Raw genomic sequence first — 21,158 nt, 5'->3', positions numbered from 1 at the left:
TAAAGCCGAACAGTTCGGATAATACGCTCGGGAAAAAGGCCAGCCACAAGATCAACGGCATGGCATCGTTGACAAGATAAATCGGCAAAAGCAAACGGTAGGCGTTCTGCGACATCTCGAAAGCATCCACGATATGAAAGATAGCTATCGACATCACGATATGCATTAGCACGATTGCGGCAACACCACCGACCAGGGCAACAAGCGCACGTTTCCATCGAGTGATCAAGCCGGGCGTGGCCACCAGCAATCCTATGAATGGAATCAAACTTGCGTGGTGATCGGCCGTCAGTGTCAGCGGCCATTGGGTCACCCCGAACATTCTGAAAAACAGTTGTGCAATCGGATCAATCCAGGTGGGATAGGCCATCTTCCAACCTGTTGTCCAGAAATAACCCAACGTCAGCGTGGTGACGGCCAGTTTAAGAAGGAACAGCCACAGGTTTCTTTTCACGATACACCACCAAATACAACCATCCGACCCACACCGAGCCGATCATCAGTATCAATGTCACTTGCCAAAAATAGATGTGCATAAAGTTGAACGCACCCGGCCAGTATGCACCCACCACTACCAGTACAATGATACGCAGGACATTGAACAAATAGATGGCCGGTATACCGATCAACAACCCCATCGCCTTCTTGCCACCGGTAGTACCGAACGAAAGAACCGCGGCCAGAAATATGACCATCTCCAGCAAGCCCGTACACTCATCGATTATCTCAACGGCAAAGCCGTTCAGGACACAGTGGGCGCCTTCGTAGGATACGCTGCTTGAGAAAACGGATAGCACGAAACCCACGATGTTCGCGGTGGCCCGCATCATAGGCACAAGGGAGTCATGGTAGCTGGCCGTCAGGTGCGCATAGATCGTACCGAAAACAATCAGGCTGAGCAGGAACAGGATGATGAACCGGGCCACCGGCGAAAGGCGTTGCCAGGCGTTCGTCCTGGAAACAGGCTTTTCGTCCTGACCCCGCCGACCGGAGTTCCCTCGGTTTTTACGCTTGTCAGCCATGTAAACAGACTAAGCCATCAGCAAGCGGGTGGCAACAGGAAATTCGAAATTTCTCGGTTTAGTTTTTAGGGCACGAGGCACAAGGCGCGGGTCCACCCTGAAACATCCAGTCTACGAAATACACAAGGTCGGATATGTCCACACCGGGCGCACAGTCAACGTTACCCGCCTCCTGTGTGATTGGAGTCGGACCACCTGAGAACATGAAGTCTACCAACCATACGAGATCACCGATATCGATTGGGCTACGATGGTTCATATCGCCGCAGGTATATGAGTCATAGTGATGAATGAAGAAGCCGGATACGTCGGTGTGGCCATTCTGATCCAGGTTGACAACCACGTAATAAGTATTGGTGTCGGCGGACGTACCGGTGTAATAGAAAGTACCGGTTGTAGAGTCAAAGAGTCCCGGCGGAATGGGGTCTTGCTCCGATATCCAATAGGACCAGAGGCACCCGTTGCACGGGTTGCCGTCCTCAAGATCGAGTGTAACGGCCAACGAATCTCCGGTACTGTGGATGAAGTGTGGCTTGCCGCTCGGAAACTGCGGAGGACCATGGGTGCCGACGGACACAGTGAGAGAACAGATGGACTGATCGTCACCATATCGAATGAGTGATCCATCACCGCACCAATCCTCGACCGCCCGTATGACCAGCGTGTCCTGCAAACCGGCGTCGCCTTCGGTGGGCGTGTAAGTCCACAGGCCGCTATACCAGTTGATCTCCCCGGGGCCATCCAACAGTTCGTATCTGGGAATTCCAAACGTAGTCTCTGCCGAAAACCAATGACCCATCGGCTCACTCCATGACCAGCTGGATACCGACGAGCACCCCCATAATTCAACCAAACAGCAATTGGGAAGCCAACCGTGAGTTTCGTAACAAGCTTGACCCGACCAGTCCGCCGTCTGTGTCCCGCCCAAGAACCACTGAAACTCCGGCGTGGACGATGAATCAAAACAGACCGGGCCGCCTTCATCCATCCCACCCACCGAGTATTCGAAGGAGAAAACGATATACGCAACCGTATCGCTCGAACTCGGAAGTCCGCTGCCAGATTCCCCCCAGACGAATGCCAGAACGGTGAACCGCAAAAGTGAGTCTTCCTCGACCACTTCTACACCGTGAGCGGCCCAGGAGTTTTCAAAGTTGTTCAGATACGTTGTGCCAGTGTGTCTGATGGTACCCAGCTGGGGCTGGCTGTGAGTGAACACCATCACCATCGAATCCACGGGCAGGGTATCGGGGTTTGATATCTTGAGAGAACATGTAATATCGGCGCCAAAAGGATAGATTCCACCGCAACGAAAGCCGTCCCACTCGGTGGTAACATACACCTGGGCCGCAACAACAGGAACCAATATCAGGAAAAAGAGGACGGTGAATAGACACTTGATGATCATGCGATCCTCCCGGCTTAGGATGTCGATCTATCCCAAGAGTAATCATCATCGACCAGATTGTCAAGATCAATCGGCAACAACCAGGGCTGTTGATCGATGTTATGCTGTCGGTCAGAAAACATACGCGATAATCACGGCCAACCAAACGATGACAACAGCCAGGTGTCCCGGCCATCGACCATTGCCGACAAACATGGCTATGGCCGAATAGATCAGCGCAATTCCGATACGCGCCGTCCATTTTGACAGATGAGCAAAATGGTAGGCGTCGGAAAGCAAGATGAAGCCGGCCAGTACCAACGCGATGTAGACCAGCCAATACGGTTCGCTCTGCGTTGTCGATTTATTATTTCCCACGGGAGTACTCCTTCAGGAAACGTTCGATTCCTTTGACAATTCCCTTGGCGACTTTCTTGCAGTACTTATCATCCTTGAGCGCCGCTTCCTGCTCCGGCAGAATCATGAAAGCACACTCGATCAACACCGCCGGATACTGGGTGGGGCGATTGACGGCAAGATTGCCGTGGTATAGTCCATAGTCGTTCAGTTTCGTCTCACTCAGAAGTTCCTTCTGGATCGCGCGTGCCAGGTCTATCGAGTGCGGATGATAGTAATAGGTAGAACTGCCGTTGTTAACGAATGGATTGACACCGTCCGGAAGAGCGTTGTTGTGGATCGACACGAACAAATCGGCGTCGTTCGCCTTGGCGATGGAGGGGCGATCATACAGCGCAACGTGACGGTCGTCCTGGCGCGTCATGACCACCTTGGCCCCCTTGCGTCGGAGTTCCTTTTTGAGAGCCAGGGAGATTTTGAGATTGGCCTTCGCTTCGGTGTATCCGGTCGGTCCAATGGCTCCCGGATCGCCTGAATGTCCGGGATCGACCACGACCGTCTTCCCCCGCAGCCGGTGAACATCGTCGGGGGCACGATTTATGCGGCAATAAAAAGTGTTGCCCTGATAGTAACCGTCATAGCCCCATAAGTCCTGAGTGAGGTCCAGTTTCAGTTGGTACAATTCCGGCTCCGGTTGAGACCAGGTGGCCAGATCGATCAGTTGATCTGAAAAGTCGTAGCGAATCCAATCGGTATCGCTGGTGACGCCGAACAACTGAATGATAAGTGTTCGTCGGTCGTGCTCCACGATGCGAAAGGGATGCACGCCCTTGAGTGGAAACTCTACCAATACATGGTCGGCGGCGGCGTGAGTGCGGATTGACGACAAGTATGAATGGGTCGGCAGGATACCTTTGGAGAGAGCTTCCACCGACTCGCGGGCGACCCACCCAAACTGAGTCTGCGACAACTTGGTCCGGTACCAGTCGCCCTCGGCGCCGACGACCAGAGCTTCGACGCCTGAAGGTTGAAAGATCGACAGGTATCCCTTCCTGGGACCATGCCGGACAATTTGCACCGAGTCCGTAAAGCGCACCGTGAAGGGATAGCGGGGATGGTTGACAGTGACCGCGTAGCCACTGCTGTCATGAATGGGACCGGCCCGAAGCCATCTCAGGTAGCGATGGAACTGCAACACTGTTGGTTGTTCCGGGTTAAGGAGAGCGCGAGCAAACAAAACTTCTTCCGAAGGCGGCGCCAGATGGTAGCCGATGCGCACAGTGTCGGCGACGGCGGAGTCCGGTAGCTCGTAGAAACCCGAGTATACTCCCCGCACCATAAGCGACTCCGGCACCGCGCCGGCGCCAAAAACCGCCTCACCCCAGTATGGCTGCGGCCGCGGACGGGTTTCGGCCATGGGGACAGAATCAACGACACCGGCCACCGAAAACCAGGCTCGACAACCGGGTGTTCCCCTAAAGCCCGCCACCAATCGATCCCCGGCGGCCAAAACCAGATCACCGCGCGGTGGCGCATAATCACCAACGATCACCAGCGAGTCCGGATTGAGGGCCGGTTGTGGTTCGGGAACGAAAACGGTCAGACTTTTGGTGAGACGTGTCGAATAGGCAGGCTGCGGCTGGGTGTAGGGAGTTTTGATCCGCTTCTGATACTCAGGTTTCAGGCCAACAAGAAAGGCATCAAGCTCAAAAGTAAACTCGCCCGGCTCGATAGGCAGGTAGGCAAGAAACCCTCCGTCTGGATGAACCTCGACCGGTTGCTGATTGATTTCCAAACGGTAAACCCAGTCACCACGCTTGGGTGGGATGTGACCCAGAATGAAAGTCGAGTCGACGGCCGAGATGGTTTGGTCGGGTTTGGGATATACGACCACGATTCGATCCTCAGCCGACGCCGAGGATACAACGCAACAAATGAGAAGCGGCAGGATGGCTCCAAGCAACCGGCTCAGCACGTAGCCTCTATCTACTGATATACTTCTCGACCACATCCCGTTTCAGCTTCGGGCCGCCGATTATCTCCCGGTCGACTCGAATTGACTCCATGTCAAAACTGATTCCACGTGCGATGTCATCCTCAAGAAGCAAGGGTCCGTCCAGGTCGAAGTAATCGGCCAATGACGACATGTAAACCGACTGGGCAATACCGACCGACGATTCAACCATACAACCGAGCATGATCTTTTTCCCGTCTTCGCGCGCCCGGCGGGCCAGTTCCATGGCCTTGAGAATGCCTCCGCACTTTTCCATTTTCAGGTTAACACCGTCGACGAACTCCCGACATTGATCGTAGTCCTCACCGGACCCCAGGCCTTCATCGATTATCAGTTCGACCTGCTCTTGCTTACCTTTAAGATGCGGCCATTCCTTGACGAAGTCGATGCTGGTCGGTTGCTCGATCACCGTCACACCACACTCCCCCAGGTGGTGGATCATCTCTTCCGCCTTGGCACAGGACCATCCACCATTGGCGTCGACACGAATCTCCTTGTCTTTGATTTGACTCAGCGCGTCCAGAAGCATGACGTCCTGCTCATGCCCCATCTTGACTTTCACGATCGGGTAAGCAGACTTCTTGATATCCCGAATCATTTCGTTTGTTTCGGCAATGGCTACGGTGAACGAACTTTTGATCCCGACCGGTGTGCTGAGCGACATCACCTCCCAGGGATATCGACGTGTTTCACCGGAGATATAATTCAGCACCATACCGGTGAGCGCAGCTCTGGCTGTAGGATCGATCTGTAAGCCATCCACCAATGCCAGAGTGTCGGTATCGATAGTGTCGAGATTGCGCAATACCTCAAGGCCTTTTTCAATGTCGACCAGCAGATCATCCACGCTCGGTCCGTACTGCACGGAAGGCGCGGCCTCGCCGGGATAACGATTGTTGAGAACTATCAACAAGTTGGTTTTTATGGAAGCATCTCCCCCGGCCACAGTGAACTTTTTCTTGAGTGGGATGCTGACTTTGAAAGTTGATAGTTCCATTACAACAATCTCCTTGCCGTTCGAAAATCGCGATCCAGATCAGCGCGGTAGTCATGGTCGTTTCGGTTCAAGCTGTTTATCCTGACACCGCCACCGCCGCGCGAAGCATGTATTATCTTCTCTGCGCCGATAGCCAAGCCGACATGCCGGTCGAAAAACATCAGGTCTCCGGTCTTTATACGATCTCGTTCCACTTTTTGACCTACTCCGATCTGTTGGCGCGTGTCTCTGGGTATGCAAATTCCGAAACCGGCCAAAAGAGTCTGGACGAATCCGGAACAGTCAAAGCCCAGAGGACTAACACCACCCCACAAATACGGCACGCCGAGAAATCTGCGCGCTTCATTCAATAGCCGCCGCCCGGATAGTTTTCCCGCCGTTGTTCGACTAATCGACCTGAAATGCGATCTCTTAACAAAGAGATTCCCTTCTCCCGCAAGAGCAAGCCTTTGTGTGCCCCTACGGGAGCAGGCTGTCTTCACCAGGGTGCCATAGAGCAAAATGTGCGGCGGCGTGGGTTTACCGCTTGAGTCAAAACACGGCGCACCTTTGGCGCTGGACACCACGGCGTTGACCATCGACGGCCATTGATCAAAAATCGTTCGTTCGGCTTTCGATAAAAACCTCTGGTCAACCCAGCCTGAGTAACCGTCCGGCTGCTTTACGCGGGCGAAACCTCTGCGAACACTAGTGACCATCAAAGGCTGTCCCAAAAAGAGCTGGCTGGCCCGCTCGGCTCCGTGGTCCGGATGTGTGCGCAGGTCAAGCAAGTTGGTGGTCACCACTGCATACTTCATGCCCTTATATTAGGAGCAGCCCGGTCGTTTTTCAATTAAAACTATGTTTCAAGAAAGGCTGGGTGATAAATCACTCATTGCGCTTTCCGCCCATCATCTGTCATTCCGGGCTTTGACCCGGAATCCATCTTCTCTTCTGTGTATGGTGTACGTCACCCGAGTGTCAGTTCCAAGAGAATCCCGCGTGGCGCGGGATGTCAGGACCACAAGGGGTCCTGACCTACGGTCAAGAGGCGGGTTCCCTCCTTCGGCGGACCTACGGCGAAGACGGACCCGCTATACGTGCTCACACTTGGCGCACAGTAGACTGGCGCAGGGTCTCATCCCGCTCTAAGCGGGAAAGGACCCAGCCCAACCCGATACGTGCTCATACAAAAAAAGGCCGGGCAGTTACCCGGCCATGCTCGTTTTGTCACCCCCGCACTTATCTCTGTCACCCCCGCGAAGGCGGGGGTCCATCCTCGGCGTTTGCTTTATACCGTCGCGCCCACCAGGAATTTACTGAACCGAGCCAGCGCTTCCTTGATGTTCGTCACCGAGTTGGCGTAGGAGAAACGCAGGTATCCCTCACCGAAAGAACCGAATGCCGTGCCGGATAGTCCGGCAATACCCGCTTCGTCCAGAAGTCGTGTAGCCAAATCTTTTGACTTGAACCCGGTGGCCGAGACGTTCGGGAATACGTAGAAAGCACCGTATGGATTGGTGCAGGTAACACCGTCAATCGCGTTCAATCCTTCAACGAATACATCGCGCCGCTTTTGGAACTCGGCCACCATCGTGTCCACGTCGTCCTGCGGGCCGGTCAACGCCTCGATCATGGCATGCTGGGCGAAGGGCGCCGTGCATGAGAAATTGTTGATGGCCAGTTTTGTCTGCACCTCAACGAGCGAAGTCGGCATGATGCCGTACCCCAGACGCCAGCCGGTCATCGAGTAAGTCTTGGACATGCCGTCGATAGCTACCGTCCGTTTCAGAGCGCCCGGGACGCTGCAAATGGACTGGAATTCTTTTTCGTAGATTATCCGCGAGTAGATTTCGTCGGTCATTATCCACAGGTCATGTTCTTCGGCCAGGGCGTAGATTGCTTCCAGATCGGTGGCAGTCAGCACGCCGCCGGTCGGGTTTTGAGGTGAATTGATAACGATCGCTTTGGTTTTGGGCGTCACCAACGCCCTGAGGTCATCGACAGAAAACCTGAAGCCAACCTCTTCTTTCAGATGCATCGGTACCGGCTTGCCGCCGCAATAATCGATCACCGATTCATAGATAGGGTAGCCCGGATTCGGGTAGATGACTTCATCTCCTGCATTAATTAACGCAAAGATCACGTTGAAAATCAACGGTTTGGCGCCGGGCATGACCACCACGTTTTCCATGGCCACGTCGGCTCCTCGCGTCCTGGAGAAATACTCGGCCACAGCTTTGCGGGCTTCGGGTAGGCCGGCTGAAGGACAATAGTGCGTCATCCCGGCATCGATGGCTTTCTTACCGGCCTCACAAATGTTCTTGGGTGTGTCGAAATCCGGCTCTCCGATTTCCAGATGAATGACGGATTTTCCCTCGGCCTCCAGTTGTCTGGCTCTGGCCAGTACTTCGAAGGCGCTTTCGGTGCCCAAACGACTCAGTCTATCGGCAAACTGCATGACATTACCTTCTATTATTATAGTCCCAGTATTTGCTTCGCTTTGTCGGCAATATGTTCGGCGGCCAGGCCGAACTCCTTGATGAGTTGCCAGGATTTGCCCGACTCTCCGAAACGATCCTGTACGCCCACCATTGCGAAAGGCACACTTTTCGTCTCGTCCGGGCAGTCGCGACAGATCACCGCGGCCACCAGGTTGCCCAAGCCGCCGGCCTGATGTTCCTCGGCGGTCAATACCGCTTTGGTTTCGAACACGGCGCGGATGATGGCCTTCTTATCAAGAGGCTTAACCGTATGCATATTTATCACGCGCGTTTCAATCCCAAAATCCTTTTTGAGAATCCAGGCCGCACGCAGTGCTTCCGGAGTTTCAGGACCGCACGAGATGATAGTCAAATTCTCGTTTTCGTTCTTATAGTCGGAGGCCAGACAGCAATCGAACGCATCCACCATGTTCTCAGCCTCTTTCCTGAATCTGAAAACATTGGCCTCACCGAACTTGAACGGCGTGTCCTCGGTGGTGATAATCGGCGTGGCCTCACGAGCGAACCGGAGATACTTGGGGCCGACAATATCGAACAACAACGCTTTGGTCATTTTGAACGTTTCGACGGCATCACACGGCACGGCAACGTTCATGTTCGGAAGGCCAGTCATCTGAAAGAGCGACTCCAATTCCTGGTGGGTAGCACCGTCCGGACCGACCGAGATACCGCCGTGAGCGCCGACTATCATGACGTTGTAGTCACCGTAGCAAATCGACACGCGCACCTGATCCAGGTTGCGAGCCGATGAAAACACACCGTAGGTACCGAACACCGGCAACTTGCCTTCTTTGGCCAGACCCGCGGCAACGGTTGTGCAGTTCTGCTCGGCCACGCCCATGGACAGAAAGCGGTCGTTTCGTTCGGGATGTTTGTCGTTGAACATGGAAATCGTGATCGATCCGGAAATATCGGCGCCGATACAGACTACTCGGTCATCATCGCCATACTTTTCCAGGGCGCGTCCAAACCCTTTGCGTGTCGGGTCCATGGCAACTTGCATGCTATCCGTTTTATTCCACCAAAAGTCGGCGGAGAACTTCGGCAGTTGGTCGGCCAACCGTTTTTCAACCTTGGTTTCGAATTCCTGGCCATAGCTCAGCCATTCATCGGCATTGAAAGTCTCAGTCAGACCCAGTTCAATCAGACTCTTGTCCAACTCTTCCCGGTTCGGCGGCTTACCATGCCATCCGGCGACATCTTCCATAAAGGACACGCCCTTGCCCTTGATCGTATTGCAGATCACTACCACAGGCTTGCCGCTGTCGTTATGATTGCGAGCCAGGTCGAGGTGTTTAACAATGTCGTCCATGTTGTGTCCGTCGATCTCGTACACATGCCAACCGAAGGCGCGGTATTTGTCACCGACCGGATCGATCTTCATCACGTCTTCGGTGCGGCCGTCGATCTGCAAATGATTCCGATCCAAAAGCAGAACCAGGTTGTCCAGTTGATAGTGGGCAGCCGACATGGCCGCTTCCCACATCGATCCCTCCTGATGTTCACCATCGGATGAGATCACGAAGGTGCGGTAGTCCTTTTTGTCCAACTTGGCCGCCAGCGCGATCCCAACCGCAACCGAGAACCCCTGACCCAGGGAACCTGAAGATATCTCCACGCCGGCTAAGTCCTTGCGATGCGGATGACCCTGCAAACCGGAGCCGAGCATTCGTAAGGTCATCATGTCCCGCTCGGGAAAGTATCCGGACACAGCCAAAGCCGTGTACAAGGCCGGAGCTTTGTGACCGGCCGACCAGATGACGCGATCACGGTCTTCCCACTCGGGATCCTGTGGGTTGTGTCGTGCAATTTTCAGATAAAGCGCGCAGGCAATATCCATGACGCCGAGCGTTCCGCCGGAATGTCCCGACTTGGCCGAGCACAAGCCGACAAGGTTCAGCCCGCGCATGTAGTTGGCTCTTTCGCGCAACTGTTCGTTGGTGTATTCGCCGATTTTTGTCATTGTTTTTGAATCCGCTATCGTCATACCAAAAACCTCACGGTTTGTGAAACCTGTAACTTTCTACTGATGCCAAATCTATGTGTTTATAGTGATATGTCAACCATTTCCGGGTCGCTCGGACGTAATAGTTTTGAAGTAATTGGCCACCTTCTTCTCAAGAGAACCCAGACTGTCCTGATTTACAATCAGGCGGTCTGCGCACTGTTTGAAGGCGCTAAAGGGAAGCTGTCGGCTCATGCGCATGAGGGCATCCTCGCGTGCCAGGCCGCGCTTGAGTAGTCGTCCAAGTCGCACCGATTGTGAGGCATGGATTACGAGTATCTGGTCCATGTCGTCCTCGATACTGCTGCCCAGCAAGAGGGCGGCATCGATTACGACGACTTGGTGCCCAATGCTCAACCGAGTCATTCTCCGTCTGATTTCTCGGCCTATGTATGGATGCATTATGCTATTGAGTTCTTGTCTTGCTCTTTCACCTGCAAAGGCGAGCATAGCCAGTTTCTTGCGCCTGAGTTTTCCGGTCGGTGTGAGTATGTCTTCGCCGAAACATGCCACCAGTTTGGCAAGCAACTCAGGGTAAAGATCGATGACTTCACGGGCGACATGGTCGGCGTCAATTACGGCTGCGCCGTGCGAAGCCAGTATCTGAGCCGCCGTAGATTTGCCTGAGCCGATAAGACCTGTCAGTCCGATGTACATGAATGCAATTAACGCTTCGGACCACACAAAGGCAAGAATTCGCCGCCCCGTTTTTTTGGTTCAGAAGTTTAAGACAGGATCAGGTTTTTTCGAACTCACAGGTGCGGTCATCAGCGGTTGTCACGTCGGGATCATCCCCGGGAAACATCTGGAAGTCTTCTCCTTCTTCGCTGGCGATTTGCTTAAATACGTCGCAGTTTATACACGAGTCGATTTTTTCTGCAAATAACCCCTGCACCTTGCCACCGCAGAGCGTGCCGGCTACCGCCCAACAGATACGACCGCCGGCCTCACCACGGTTGATACCGTTGCACGCGCTATCAGATGCTGCGGGGCAGACACCAAGTTCAGCGGATTTCTCGCCGCCGGGTCCGCGACCACATCCCTTGGCTTCCCAGCAATTGACCAACTTTTCGGACAGTATTAGAACCTCCGTCTTCTGCGTCTTGTCGCCTCCTACTACTCTATTCGGTGAAAAACAGGGTTTATTGAGGACTTATAGGTCGATGAAGATACTTTGGAGGCTAGGTCCAGGATCGCAGGGATCGCTGCCCTACTTGGCGTCCAGCCAGGTCTCCCCCACGCCCATGTCGACTACCACCGGTACCGACAACTTGATTGCCTTCTCCATACCGATTTGTACAAGTGATTTCAGATCATCAAGCTCATCCTTGTGCGCGTCGAACACCAACTCGTCGTGCACCTGCAAAACCATCCGCGAACGCATGCCTGACATTTTGCGATGGATATTCAACATCGCCGTCTTGATCATGTCGGCCGCCGTTCCCTGGATGGGTGTGTTGATCGCAGTACGTTCGGCGAACTGTCGGACGTTGAAGTTCTTGCTATTAATCTCCGGCAGGTAGCGCCGCCGGTTGAGCAATGTAGTAACATAGCCTGAGTCACGGGCCGACTGTTTGGTCGTCTCCATGTATTTTTGGATACCGGGATAGCGTTCAAAATAGGTGTCGATGAATTCCTTGGCGCCGCTCAAATCGAGTTCTGTCTGTTGGGCCAGGCCGAAGGCCGAGACTCCGTAGATGACCGCGAAGTTGGCGGTCTTGGCCGCGCGTCGTTGTTCGGATGTGACATTGTCGATATCGACACCGTACACCTCGGCGGCGGTGCGGGCATGAATGTCCTCGGCTGCCTCGAAAGCGGCGATCAGACCCTGGTCATTCGTGTAATGAGCCAGAATGCGTAGTTCTACCTGCGAGTAATCGGCCACCAGCAGGACGTGGTCGCCGTCACGGGGGATAAAGGCCTTACGTATCTGCCGACCTTCTTCCGTTCGCACCGGGATGTTTTGCAAGTTGGGGTCGGTCGAAGAAAGTCGCCCGGTGGCAGTGACGGCCTGATTGAACGAAGTGTGGACACGTCCGGTGGTCGGGCTAATCAGTTTGGGGATGGCGTCGACATAGGTGCTTTTGAGTTTGGTTATCTGGCGAAAGTCCAGAACCAGTTTCGGGAATTCATGCAAAAGCGCCAGTTCTTCCAACACCCGTTGATCGGTCGAGTAGCCAGTCTTCTTGGCCGTCTTACCTTTGGTGGGAAGGCCGAGTTTATCGAACAGGATGTGCGAGAGTTGCTGAGTCGAGTTGATGTTGAACTCGCCTCCGGCGTCTTTGTAAATCTCTGAGCGTACTGTTTCCAGTTTCTGCTCCATATCGATCGACAACCCACTCAGGAAGTCGGCATCGACTCTAATCCCCGCTTCCTCGATGGCCACCAGCACGTTTATCAAGGGGACTTCCAGATTGTAGTACAGGTGGTGCATCTGCAGGCCGTCCAGTTCCGGCGCCAGAATACCGCGCAGGCGGTAAGTATAGTCGGCATCCTCGGCGGCATAGTAGGCAGCTTGATCGACCGGAACGGTGTCAAAGGTGGTTTGTTTTTTCCCGCTACCGATCAGTTCACTGATCGGTTGCATGTTGTGGTCACAGTGCTTCAGGGCCAGAAAGTTCAGCGAATGCTCGCGTCCAGACGGATTCAACAGATACGATGCCAACATACTGTCGAACGAAACCGGATCGACTGAGACGTCATAACGATTCAAAACTTCGATATCGTACTTGAGGTTTTGGCCGAATTTTTGGACCTTGGGGTTCTCAAGCAGCTTTTTCAGAATAGCCAATCCCTCATCGAACGGCAGATTGTGCTCAGCATCGGCCGTATGCCCCAGGGGTACGTAGTATGCTGTGCCCGCCCTGGCACAAAGCGACACACCCACCAGTTCGGCCTCCAGGGCATTAAGCGAGGTCGTTTCGGTATCTACCGCGACCTCTTTCTGACCCGACAGGTCCTCCACGAGAGCCTCAAGCTCAGAGACAGACTTAATGGTCTGATAGTCGATGCTCACCTTCGGACCGGGTGCGTCGGGAGTTTCCTCGGCCATACCGTTCGGCATTATCTGTTTCAACAGGCCGGTGAATTCCATTTCGAGAAATAGCTCTCTGGCTGCGTCATGATTGACCGGCGCCCGCTTGATACGGCTGAGTTCAAACTCCACCGGAACATCGGTGTCAATGGTAACCAGCTTGCGAGAGAGCAAGGCAGACTCGGTGCCGGCGGCGATTTTCTCTCGCACCCCCTTGGCTTTGATTTCGGCGTGACCTTTGAGAGCGGCATCGAGCGAACCGAATTGTTCAAGCAGTTTGTCGGCCGTCTTGGGACCGATGCCGGGGACACCGGGGACGTTGTCGGAAGAATCACCCATTAGAGCCAGTTTGTCGATGACCATTTCCGGGTACACTCCGAACTTCGCCTTCACTTCCTCGCGACCAAGCCTGTCCGGCGGCTCCGATGCCTTGCGAGGGTAGTAGATTCGGATGCGTTCGTCGACAAGTTGAAAATAATCCTTGTCTCCGGTTACACACCATACGTCGTGCCCGGCCTTGGCTGCTTTGTGGGCAAAGGTTCCGATCAAGTCGTCGGCCTCATACCCGGCCAGTTCGAACGATGGGATATTGAGCGCCTCGACCGCCTGTCGAATGCGCGGGATCTGTTCGGCCAGTTCGTCGGGCATCTTGGCGCGGGTTGACTTGTAATCGTCATACATGCGATGTCGGAAGGTCGGTTCGGCAGTGTCGAAAACAATAGCCAGGTAGTCGGGGTCTTCATCCCTGATCAGTTTCAATATAGAGTTGACAAATCCGTAGGTGGCCGAAGTGTCTTCACCTTTGGAGTTTATCAGAGGATTGCGGATGAAGGCAAAGTAGGCTCGATAAAAAACCGCCGAGCCATCGATGAGGTAGACTGAGCCTTTGGACCCTTTCATTGGTACAGTCCATGTTCGACAATGTGCTCGATCACCGCCCCCGGCATCAACGTGACAAGTGATTTATCCGATGCGTCGGCGGCCAAACGGGCGCGAATATCGGTTGAGGAGACATCCACCATGTTGATCGAGACCATCTCGATCCGGTCAGACGGAAACTGTCCGATAAGATCGCAGGCAACATGGGGTGGTCGCTCACCAACCAGTATGCGGACCTGGCTCAGAATCAGATCGGGGCTTCGCCAGTGTTGCAAGTCGGCAACGTTGTCCTCGCCGATGATGAACGACCAGTCGGCTTGGGGGTATCTTAGCTTGATGGCTTGGATACTATCCACAGTAAAGCCCGAAAGGTCCATCTCTTTTTCCATATCACTCACCATGAGACCAGCATGTCCCACCGTCGCCAGTTGTAGCATTTTGATCCTGTGCTCGAATGTTGCGCAGCAGTCATCCTTAAAAGGGTGACGATATGACGGTATTAATAATACGCCGTTGAGCGCCCGGTTGCGGGCGACTTGCTCGGCCAGATTGAGATGTCCGTTGTGTACGGGATCAAAGGTCCCGCCCAGTATTCCCCAGCGTCCGCCGTCGTCAGGACTCATCACCGTCGACCTTGGGGCCGGCCGCCATGCGCTCTGCGATCTTTCGGAGATACTTGTCGGCTTTCCCGGTCAGTTTGTGATTGGGGTAGGCAACTTTGAACGCTTCCAACTTCTCTCGGGCGGTGGTGAATTCACCTTTCTTGAAAGCGGCCTGGCCGGGTTTGAAGGCCGCCTCGATTTCATGCTGGTGGGCGCGTTCCGCTTTCTCATGATCGGCAAACACCGTTTGAAAATCTTTGAACCCGGATTGAGCCTCGGTGAATTTATCCTGTTTGAGATCCATGACTGCGAACTCATACGTAGCCAGGGGAGCGTATTCGGTGTCGGTGAAATCGTCGATCACTTTCTGAAAGTAAATCTGAGCTGCCTGATAGGCTGCAATTCGGCTGTAGACAATACCGGCATCGTAGTATTTCCGAGCCAGTCGCGAGCGTGCCACCAGCAGATACGCTCTGGCATCGTTCACCGACTCAGACTCCGGGAAATCTATAATGAAATCCTCAAACTGTCGGATGGCCGTCTCCAATTCGGACTGGTCGAGGCCATGATGTCGTGGGGTGGCCTCAAAAAAACAAGCCGCCCGCATGAAAACCGATTGCTCAAGATAGACGCTGGAGGGGTAGTTCAGAACCAGACGGTTGAACTCCACTTGCGCCACCTCGTGCTCATCGTTCTCGAAATAGGAAAGGGCAAGGTAATACTGGGCCGAGTCGACAATTTCGTCTCCCGGGAAATTGTAGACACAGGCCTGAAATATCTCAATGGCGCGAAGGTATTTTCTCTTCTGGAATTTCTTGCTACCCTCTTCAAACAATTCGCGGGCTGTCATTTTCGACAACGGACGAGGTCCGCCGCAACCGGGGCCGATTATAGTTGCGATGGAAAGCAAGGCAAGTAGTATGGCAAGTGTTGTGCGTGGTTTCAAACCGCGTAAGTCTCCTTGAGCATTTTGTATTTTTCCATTACCTTCTTCAGATACCGCTTCGGCATTTCATGGTTCTGCCGAATCAAACCGCGCAGCCGCGTCTCCCCCACGTTGTATGCCGTGATCCCCTGCTCCACGTCACCGAACTTCAGAATCTGCTCGAACAGGTGCAGCGTGCCAAGTTTGATATTGGTCTCCGGCTCGAACAGTGAATGCATACCATCGTAGTTGACACCTGAACGTTTGGCCACATCGGCGCCGACAAAGGGAATCATCTGCATCAAACCGCGCGCCCCCACAGACGACACCTGTCCCCTGCGAAAGGATGACTCGGTTAGAATGATGGCCAGGACAAACATCGGATCGTAGTGATAACGTTCGCTCTCTGAAATCACGACATCGGTGAGGCGGCCAACCTCCTCTTTGTCGAATCCGATCTGGAAATCCTCGATGGCCTTAAAAATCTGCAAACGTTCTTCCAGCTCTGAGATTCTCTTTTGTTGGAAGGCCAACTGTCGCTCCAGATCGAACTTATCCTTGATAAGAAAGATCAACAGGCCGGACTGGATCAGGTAGATTAGAACAGCAAGAAAACTGACCCATTTCGACAGAAAGATTCCGACTTTTTCAACCTGAATCATGTCTCAGTCCTCAATCACGGTTCCACACAGATCGTAGCCGTCGGCTGTCTCCACCAGCACCTTGCGGATATCGCCGATGGCCAGTTCGGCGCCGGTGACAAATATCTTCTGGTCCACTTCGGGGCAATCGCCTCTAGTGCGCGCCTCGGCCGGACCGCCGTCAATGACGGCATCTATGATAACCTCTTTGACACCTCCGATCAAAGCAGTATTTTTCGCAAAGGCAATTCCCTGCTGGAGAGTCATTAGCTCATCCAGCCGCCTATTTTTCTCCTCTTCAGCAACTTGGTCGGCCAGCGAGGCAGCCCCGGAGCCTTCCTCAGGCGAGTAAACAAATCCAGCTACTCGGTCGAGGCACTGGTGATCGATCCATGTCAGTAATTCGTCAAACTGCGCTTCGGTCTCACCAGGGAATCCGACAATGAAAGTAGCGCGTATCACCGCATGGTTGGAGGCCGACCGGATAGTGTCCAGCAGCCGTTCGATTTGCCCGCGATCGGTTTGACGTCGCATGGCCTTAAGGAGCTCGCTGTTTATGTGTTGCAGCGGCAGATCGAAATACTCAAGCGTCTTGTTCTCTGATGTCATGTACTTGATCAACTCGCCTGAAACCTGGGCCGGATGCAAGTACATGGGCCTGATCCAACGGACGTCTTCAATAGCCTCCAGTTTGCGCAGGAGACCGATCAGGTCCTGAGGCGGTTTCAGGTCGGCCCCGTACAGAGTAGCTTCCTGCGAAACAAGAATCAATTCACGCTTGCCTTGCAAGGCCAGCTGGTCGGCCTCAGCCACCAGATCATCCGTACTGCGGCTCCGGAATGAACCCCTAATCTGCGGGATAACGCAGTAAGTACAACCACGATTGCAGCCATCGGAAATCTTTAGATATGCATACGGAAACTGGTCGGTGACCATGCGTTCACCACCGGCCAAATAGCTGAGATGGCGTGATTCGGTCTTTATGGTGTGATTCAGTTTGGTGGCACTGCCGACCGCCTCCGATATGGCATCCAACTCGCCCAGGCCGAAAGCGCCGTCAATCTCAGGCATCCCGGTGAGCATCTCGTCCCCGTGGTGTTGGGCCATACACCCGGCCAGGTACAGACGTTTCAAACAGCCGTTCTGTTTCAGCGTGGAGAGCGAGAGCACTTCTTCAATCGACTCCTCCCGAGCGGGCAGGATGAAACAGCAGGTGTTGACTACAATCGTCTCAGCCTCTTCGGGATTCGAAGTCAACGTATGACCGTCGCGGTTTAGCCTGGCCGCGATATAGTCGGCATCTACGTCGTTTTTGGGGCAACCAAGCTTGTGAATGTAAACCTTCATCTCAGGGCATTTTCACAGTCTCGACCGAGTCCGGGAAGTTGGGAATGAAATCGACTTCGGTACAAACGGAATCAAGCTGTTGATGAAGTAACTCGATAGTGTTGAACTCATCATTTATATCAAAAAACTCCAGCCGATCTATCTGTAGTTTTTCCGAATGGATTATCACTGTCATGGAATCTGGCAGGTCTCCCACCGAGTCCCTACGCCGCAGCAATCGATAGGAATTCGCCGATGATTGTGGTTGGGTCTCAAAAAACTCTTCCAGGTGAGTCAAAAACCTGACTTCACTGAAGGCCTCGGAGTCGGCGTTGACCGCCTCGATAACTACCTGGTTGTTCTCTCTGGAGTAGCTATGAAGATCAGTTCCGTCGTACAGGTAAGTATCATCTCCCAGCCTGACTCTATAGCGCCCGTCCGAAGCCAGACAGGCAGACCCAAAGGTCGAGTCGACAACATCAAAAATATCCGAGTGAATGACGTTGACGAAGTCCAGACGCACACACTCGGCCGAGGCCAAGCGGGTTTTGACGGCTTCGAACCGATCGGCCTCCGAAGTCGCTGCATGTCCTATAGCAACGAAGCCCAAGGCAGGCCAAAGCAGTCGTAGAGTCTTCATGGTTGTTATACGTCCCGCCCCTGGCTCAGTTCTGTCCTGAACCTATAGTTGAGCTGGGTTCGGCACGGGCGAAGAGGGCGTCCAGAAAAGCCTTGTCGACAAGTACATCGCGCGCCTTGCTGCCATCGAAAGGCGAAACGATGCCACCCTGCTCCAGCTTGTCGATCAACCTGGCCGCCCGCTGGTAGCCGATACCGAGTCGGCGCTGAAGCAGCGAGACCGATCCCTGTTTGTGCCGCACGACCACTTCGCAAGCCTCGCGAAAGAGCGGATCGCCGAAATCGACCTCGGCCTGGGTCGGCTCACCGGACGCTTGCGACATGCTCTCCAGGGTGAAAGTCTCAAGCCCCTGGTCCTTGATAAACTTGACAATGGCGTCGGATTCTTCACTTGACAGATAGGCGCCGTGGATACGAATGGGTTCCGGCTGGCCTGTCTGCAAAAACAGCATGTCACCCCGACCCAGCAGTTTCTCGGCGCCGTTGGCGTCGATGATTGTCCGGGAGTCGACTTTGGATGATACCTGAAAGGCGATCCGGGCCGGGAAATTGGCCTTAATCAATCCGGTGATGACATCGACCGACGGTCGCTGGGTGGCCAGAATCAAATGGATTCCGACCGCCCGCGACATCTGGGCCAGTCGAGTGATCAGCAGTTCGGTTTTGGATGAGGTGGCAGACATCATCATGTCGGCCAGCTCGTCGACAAAAATGACGATATACGGCAGTCGTTGTTCCTCATCCTTTTGCTTTCTATTGAACTCCTGAATGTTTCGCACCGAGGCTTCGGCCAGCTTTCGATACCGTTTCTCCATCTCGGTTACGGCGTCGGTCAGTACTTTCTCAGCCCGCTTCGGCTTTGTCACCACCGGTCGACCAAGGTGGGGGATGCCTGAATAAACCGACAGTTCCAACATCTTAGGATCGATCAGGACAAAGCGAACCTGATGTGGATGCAACCGATAGAGCAAGGACGTTATCAGAACATTCATACAGACCGACTTTCCCGCTCCGGTCGCACCGGCGATCAATAGGTGCGGCATCTTGGTCAGATCAGCCACATACGGTTTACCGGAAGTGCTTTTGCCCAGAGCGACGGGCAGAATGTTGTCGGCATCGCTGAAGTTAGGCGAGGCAAGAACCTCTCGCAAGTACACCATCTGGGGTGAACGATTGGGAATCTCCACACCAACGGCCGCCTTGCCCGGAATGGGTGCAATGATTCGAATACGCTGCGCTTTCAGGGCCAGGGCCAGATCGTCGGACAGATTCACGATTTGGTTGACCTTGACGCCGGCGGCCGGCTTGAATTCGTAGCGCGTGATGACCGGCCCGGGGAAACGTTCGATTGTGCCCTCGATCCCGACACCAAACGTCTCAAGGGTGTCTTTGAGCATTCGCGCCGTCATCTGAAGTTCATCGTCGTTGACTGCAGCCGATGTCTGCGGGTTCACATTCAGCAAGTCAACGGAGGGATAGTTGTACTCGACCGATTTCAGCTGAACTTGTTCGGGTGGCTTGGTGGCGCCGGTTCCTCGGCTGGCTTTGGCCGGTTTCTCGTTTGCCTCGACGGGTGACTCAACCGGCAGTTGATCGGACGATTGCTCATGATCAACATGTACAGCATCGCGGGACCGACTCTCTTCATGGTGAGCTTCAGGTTTATCGTACTCGTCGGGCTGATCTGCTCCGTGCGGCAGAAGCTTCGTCAACCATCCAAAGCTCAACACCGTTGCTACCGGACCTCTGATTGCACCGTACACGCGCTTGAGTAACGTACTACCCGGCAAAGATAAATGGACAGCAAGTAAAGGAGTGATTGAAGTGTAGAGGACCAACAAAATCAGTCCGAACCCACCTAACATCACATACGATCCCATGGGACCAACCAGTCGCACAAATAGTTGGGTGAGCCTCTCGGCCATATAGCCACCAATCGTGTCGTCAGGTATCATCAGGCTGCGTTCGATCACCAGATGGATATTGTAGATCATCGAGCCCAGCAGTGAGATCACGAATAGTAAAAAGCTGTTTAGCTCATATCGTTCGGCTATTCTGGTGGTCAGCAAGCGTAGCGACAAGAAAACCAGGCCCAGGGGCAGGAAAAAGGCGAGCCAACCGACCAGCGTAGTGGTGATATAAGCCAAATACGCCCCCATCATGCCGCCCTGATTGCGGAACTCAAGCTCAAAGGGGCTGAGATGCCGATCAACTTGGCCGGTGATACGAAGATCGTCCAAACGCTCGTGCGTTACCAGTGAAATGGTCAGTAGGGCGGCCAAAAGCAGCAACAAGACACCCAGCGCTGTCTTCCTGCGGTCAGTCGATTTTTTCTTTTTTCTTCGTGCCATAGTCGTTGTGCAAGGTCGTCAGTGCGGCGATTTCGGGCAATAATAAAAACGGCAGAGAAATGCATCCCTGCCGTTTGCGATCCACGAACGTATCTTTACTTTTTGACGGCCAGTTTCAGATGTTTCCCCGCTCTGAACACGGGAACCTTGGTGGCCGGAATGTTGATCGCGGCGCCGGTTTGCGGATTACGACCAGTGCGAGCCTTGCGTTTGGAGATCGTGAAGGTTCCAAAACCAGCAAAGCTGACCTTCTGGCCCTTCTTGAGTTGGCCGGTAACACCCGACATGAACGCCTGCAGGGCCTGCCCGGCCTGGCGTTTGTTGATCCCTGATTCGGTCGCCATTAAGGCGATCATTTCATCTTTCGTCATCTCTCTACCCCTCCATGGGTCGGTAAAGGGTTTATCGGTTACTAATTGTTGCTTCATCAGAAAACACCGCTCCATATAGCCTGTCAACATAAAACAACGCTGAAAACCCCCTTTTTCCGGGTTTT

Annotated in this window: 19 protein-coding genes; all 19 read right to left on the bottom strand. The window is 53.9% G+C overall.

Translation table 11 applies throughout. The features are described 5' to 3' along the window. Positions 1-454: hypothetical protein (locus OEV49_11015; GenBank protein MDH3891603.1), on the bottom strand; the 454-nt coding region annotated here is incomplete at its 3' end. After that, entirely contained in the window at positions 423-1,022 is a 600-nt protein-coding gene (locus OEV49_11010) for an archaeosortase/exosortase family protein (protein ID MDH3891602.1), read from the bottom strand. The genes OEV49_11015 and OEV49_11010, both read right to left, overlap by 32 nt. A gap of 58 nt (positions 1,023-1,080) precedes the next feature. After that, positions 1,081-2,430, bottom strand: coding sequence for a hypothetical protein (locus OEV49_11005; protein MDH3891601.1), 1,350 nt, complete (start codon positions 2,428-2,430; stop codon positions 1,081-1,083). Positions 2,431-2,541: 111 nt separating this feature from the next. Next, positions 2,542-2,787: a hypothetical protein gene (locus OEV49_11000; GenBank protein MDH3891600.1), complete on the bottom strand. Its 246-nt coding sequence runs from the start codon at positions 2,785-2,787 to the stop codon at positions 2,542-2,544. Continuing rightward, the gene (locus tag OEV49_10995; protein MDH3891599.1) at positions 2,777-4,777 is read right to left on the bottom strand and encodes an N-acetylmuramoyl-L-alanine amidase; all 2,001 of its coding nucleotides are present in this window, start codon (positions 4,775-4,777) and stop codon (positions 2,777-2,779) included. The genes OEV49_11000 and OEV49_10995 overlap by 11 nt, the downstream gene beginning before the upstream one ends. Beyond that, a complete protein-coding gene (locus OEV49_10990; GenBank protein MDH3891598.1) occupies positions 4,749-5,777 on the bottom strand; it encodes a hypothetical protein in 1,029 nt (342 codons plus the stop codon). Before OEV49_10990 ends, OEV49_10995 begins: the two co-directional genes overlap by 29 nt. Beyond that, positions 5,777-6,574 (bottom strand): C40 family peptidase, encoded by a 798-nt coding sequence (locus OEV49_10985; GenBank protein ID MDH3891597.1) that lies wholly within the window; start codon positions 6,572-6,574, stop codon positions 5,777-5,779. Before OEV49_10985 ends, OEV49_10990 begins: the two co-directional genes overlap by 1 nt. Positions 6,575-7,047: 473 nt before the next feature. Next, a complete protein-coding gene (locus OEV49_10980; protein ID MDH3891596.1) occupies positions 7,048-8,217 on the bottom strand; it encodes a pyridoxal phosphate-dependent aminotransferase in 1,170 nt (389 codons plus the stop codon). Between the two features lie 17 nt (positions 8,218-8,234). Then, positions 8,235-10,223 (bottom strand): transketolase, encoded by a 1,989-nt coding sequence (locus tag OEV49_10975; GenBank protein ID MDH3891595.1) that lies wholly within the window; start codon positions 10,221-10,223, stop codon positions 8,235-8,237. A gap of 96 nt (positions 10,224-10,319) precedes the next feature. After that, positions 10,320-10,922: a dephospho-CoA kinase gene (gene coaE / locus OEV49_10970; GenBank protein ID MDH3891594.1), complete on the bottom strand. Its 603-nt coding sequence runs from the start codon at positions 10,920-10,922 to the stop codon at positions 10,320-10,322. A gap of 79 nt (positions 10,923-11,001) precedes the next feature. Further along, positions 11,002-11,331 (bottom strand): hypothetical protein, encoded by a 330-nt coding sequence (locus tag OEV49_10965; GenBank protein MDH3891593.1) that lies wholly within the window; start codon positions 11,329-11,331, stop codon positions 11,002-11,004. Positions 11,332-11,475: 144 nt separating this feature from the next. Further along, positions 11,476-14,199: a DNA polymerase I gene (gene polA, locus OEV49_10960; GenBank protein ID MDH3891592.1), complete on the bottom strand. Its 2,724-nt coding sequence runs from the start codon at positions 14,197-14,199 to the stop codon at positions 11,476-11,478. Then, on the bottom strand, positions 14,196-14,801 hold the full coding sequence (nadD, locus tag OEV49_10955; protein MDH3891591.1) for a nicotinate (nicotinamide) nucleotide adenylyltransferase: 606 nt from the start codon (positions 14,799-14,801) through the stop codon (positions 14,196-14,198). The genes polA and nadD overlap by 4 nt, the downstream gene beginning before the upstream one ends. After that, on the bottom strand, positions 14,791-15,726 hold the full coding sequence (gene bamD, locus OEV49_10950; protein MDH3891590.1) for an outer membrane protein assembly factor BamD: 936 nt from the start codon (positions 15,724-15,726) through the stop codon (positions 14,791-14,793). Before bamD ends, nadD begins: the two co-directional genes overlap by 11 nt. After that, positions 15,723-16,367, bottom strand: a complete 645-nt coding sequence (locus tag OEV49_10945) for a transglycosylase SLT domain-containing protein (GenBank protein ID MDH3891589.1) — start codon at positions 16,365-16,367, stop codon at positions 15,723-15,725. Before OEV49_10945 ends, bamD begins: the two co-directional genes overlap by 4 nt. A 3-nt stretch (positions 16,368-16,370) precedes the next feature. After that, positions 16,371-17,693: a 30S ribosomal protein S12 methylthiotransferase RimO gene (gene rimO / locus OEV49_10940; protein MDH3891588.1), complete on the bottom strand. Its 1,323-nt coding sequence runs from the start codon at positions 17,691-17,693 to the stop codon at positions 16,371-16,373. Position 17,694: 1 nt separating this feature from the next. Next, on the bottom strand, positions 17,695-18,312 hold the full coding sequence (locus tag OEV49_10935; GenBank protein ID MDH3891587.1) for an outer membrane lipoprotein carrier protein LolA: 618 nt from the start codon (positions 18,310-18,312) through the stop codon (positions 17,695-17,697). A 25-nt stretch (positions 18,313-18,337) separates the two neighbouring features. Beyond that, positions 18,338-20,662 carry a DNA translocase FtsK gene (locus tag OEV49_10930; GenBank protein ID MDH3891586.1) on the bottom strand — a complete coding sequence of 775 codons (2,325 nt, stop codon included), beginning with the start codon at positions 20,660-20,662 and terminating at the stop codon, positions 18,338-18,340. A gap of 95 nt (positions 20,663-20,757) precedes the next feature. Then, positions 20,758-21,033 (bottom strand): HU family DNA-binding protein, encoded by a 276-nt coding sequence (locus OEV49_10925; GenBank protein MDH3891585.1) that lies wholly within the window; start codon positions 21,031-21,033, stop codon positions 20,758-20,760. Positions 21,034-21,158: the final 125 nt, after the last annotated feature.

Source organism: Candidatus Zixiibacteriota bacterium (genome assembly GCA_029860345.1).
In the GTDB taxonomy this organism is placed as follows: Bacteria; Zixibacteria; MSB-5A5; order GN15; family FEB-12; genus JAJRTA01.
The sequence above is the reverse complement of the archived record's forward strand: the minus strand, read 5'-3'. Positions and strand labels throughout refer to the sequence as shown.

Excerpts from the sequence above, each read along its gene's own strand:
- OEV49_11010 (MDH3891602.1), bottom strand. The coding sequence starts at position 1,022 with ATGGCTGACAAGCGTAAAAACCGAGGGAACTCCGGTCGGCGGGGTCAG.
- OEV49_11005 (MDH3891601.1), bottom strand. The coding sequence starts at position 2,430 with ATGATCATCAAGTGTCTATTCACCGTCCTCTTTTTCCTGATATTGGTT.
- OEV49_10995 (MDH3891599.1), bottom strand. The coding sequence starts at position 4,777 with ATGTGGTCGAGAAGTATATCAGTAGATAGAGGCTACGTGCTGAGCCGG.
- OEV49_10990 (MDH3891598.1), bottom strand. The coding sequence starts at position 5,777 with ATGGAACTATCAACTTTCAAAGTCAGCATCCCACTCAAGAAAAAGTTC.
- OEV49_10985 (MDH3891597.1), bottom strand. The coding sequence starts at position 6,574 with ATGAAGTATGCAGTGGTGACCACCAACTTGCTTGACCTGCGCACACAT.
- OEV49_10980 (MDH3891596.1), bottom strand. The coding sequence starts at position 8,217 with ATGCAGTTTGCCGATAGACTGAGTCGTTTGGGCACCGAAAGCGCCTTC.
- OEV49_10975 (MDH3891595.1), bottom strand. The coding sequence starts at position 10,223 with ATGACAAAAATCGGCGAATACACCAACGAACAGTTGCGCGAAAGAGCC.
- coaE (MDH3891594.1), bottom strand. The coding sequence starts at position 10,922 with ATGTACATCGGACTGACAGGTCTTATCGGCTCAGGCAAATCTACGGCG.
- polA (MDH3891592.1), bottom strand. The coding sequence starts at position 14,199 with ATGAAAGGGTCCAAAGGCTCAGTCTACCTCATCGATGGCTCGGCGGTT.
- nadD (MDH3891591.1), bottom strand. The coding sequence starts at position 14,801 with ATGAGTCCTGACGACGGCGGACGCTGGGGAATACTGGGCGGGACCTTT.
- OEV49_10945 (MDH3891589.1), bottom strand. The coding sequence starts at position 16,367 with ATGATTCAGGTTGAAAAAGTCGGAATCTTTCTGTCGAAATGGGTCAGT.
- rimO (MDH3891588.1), bottom strand. The coding sequence starts at position 17,693 with ATGAAGGTTTACATTCACAAGCTTGGTTGCCCCAAAAACGACGTAGAT.
- OEV49_10935 (MDH3891587.1), bottom strand. The coding sequence starts at position 18,312 with ATGAAGACTCTACGACTGCTTTGGCCTGCCTTGGGCTTCGTTGCTATA.
- OEV49_10930 (MDH3891586.1), bottom strand. The coding sequence starts at position 20,662 with ATGGCACGAAGAAAAAAGAAAAAATCGACTGACCGCAGGAAGACAGCG.
- OEV49_10925 (MDH3891585.1), bottom strand. The coding sequence starts at position 21,033 with ATGACGAAAGATGAAATGATCGCCTTAATGGCGACCGAATCAGGGATC.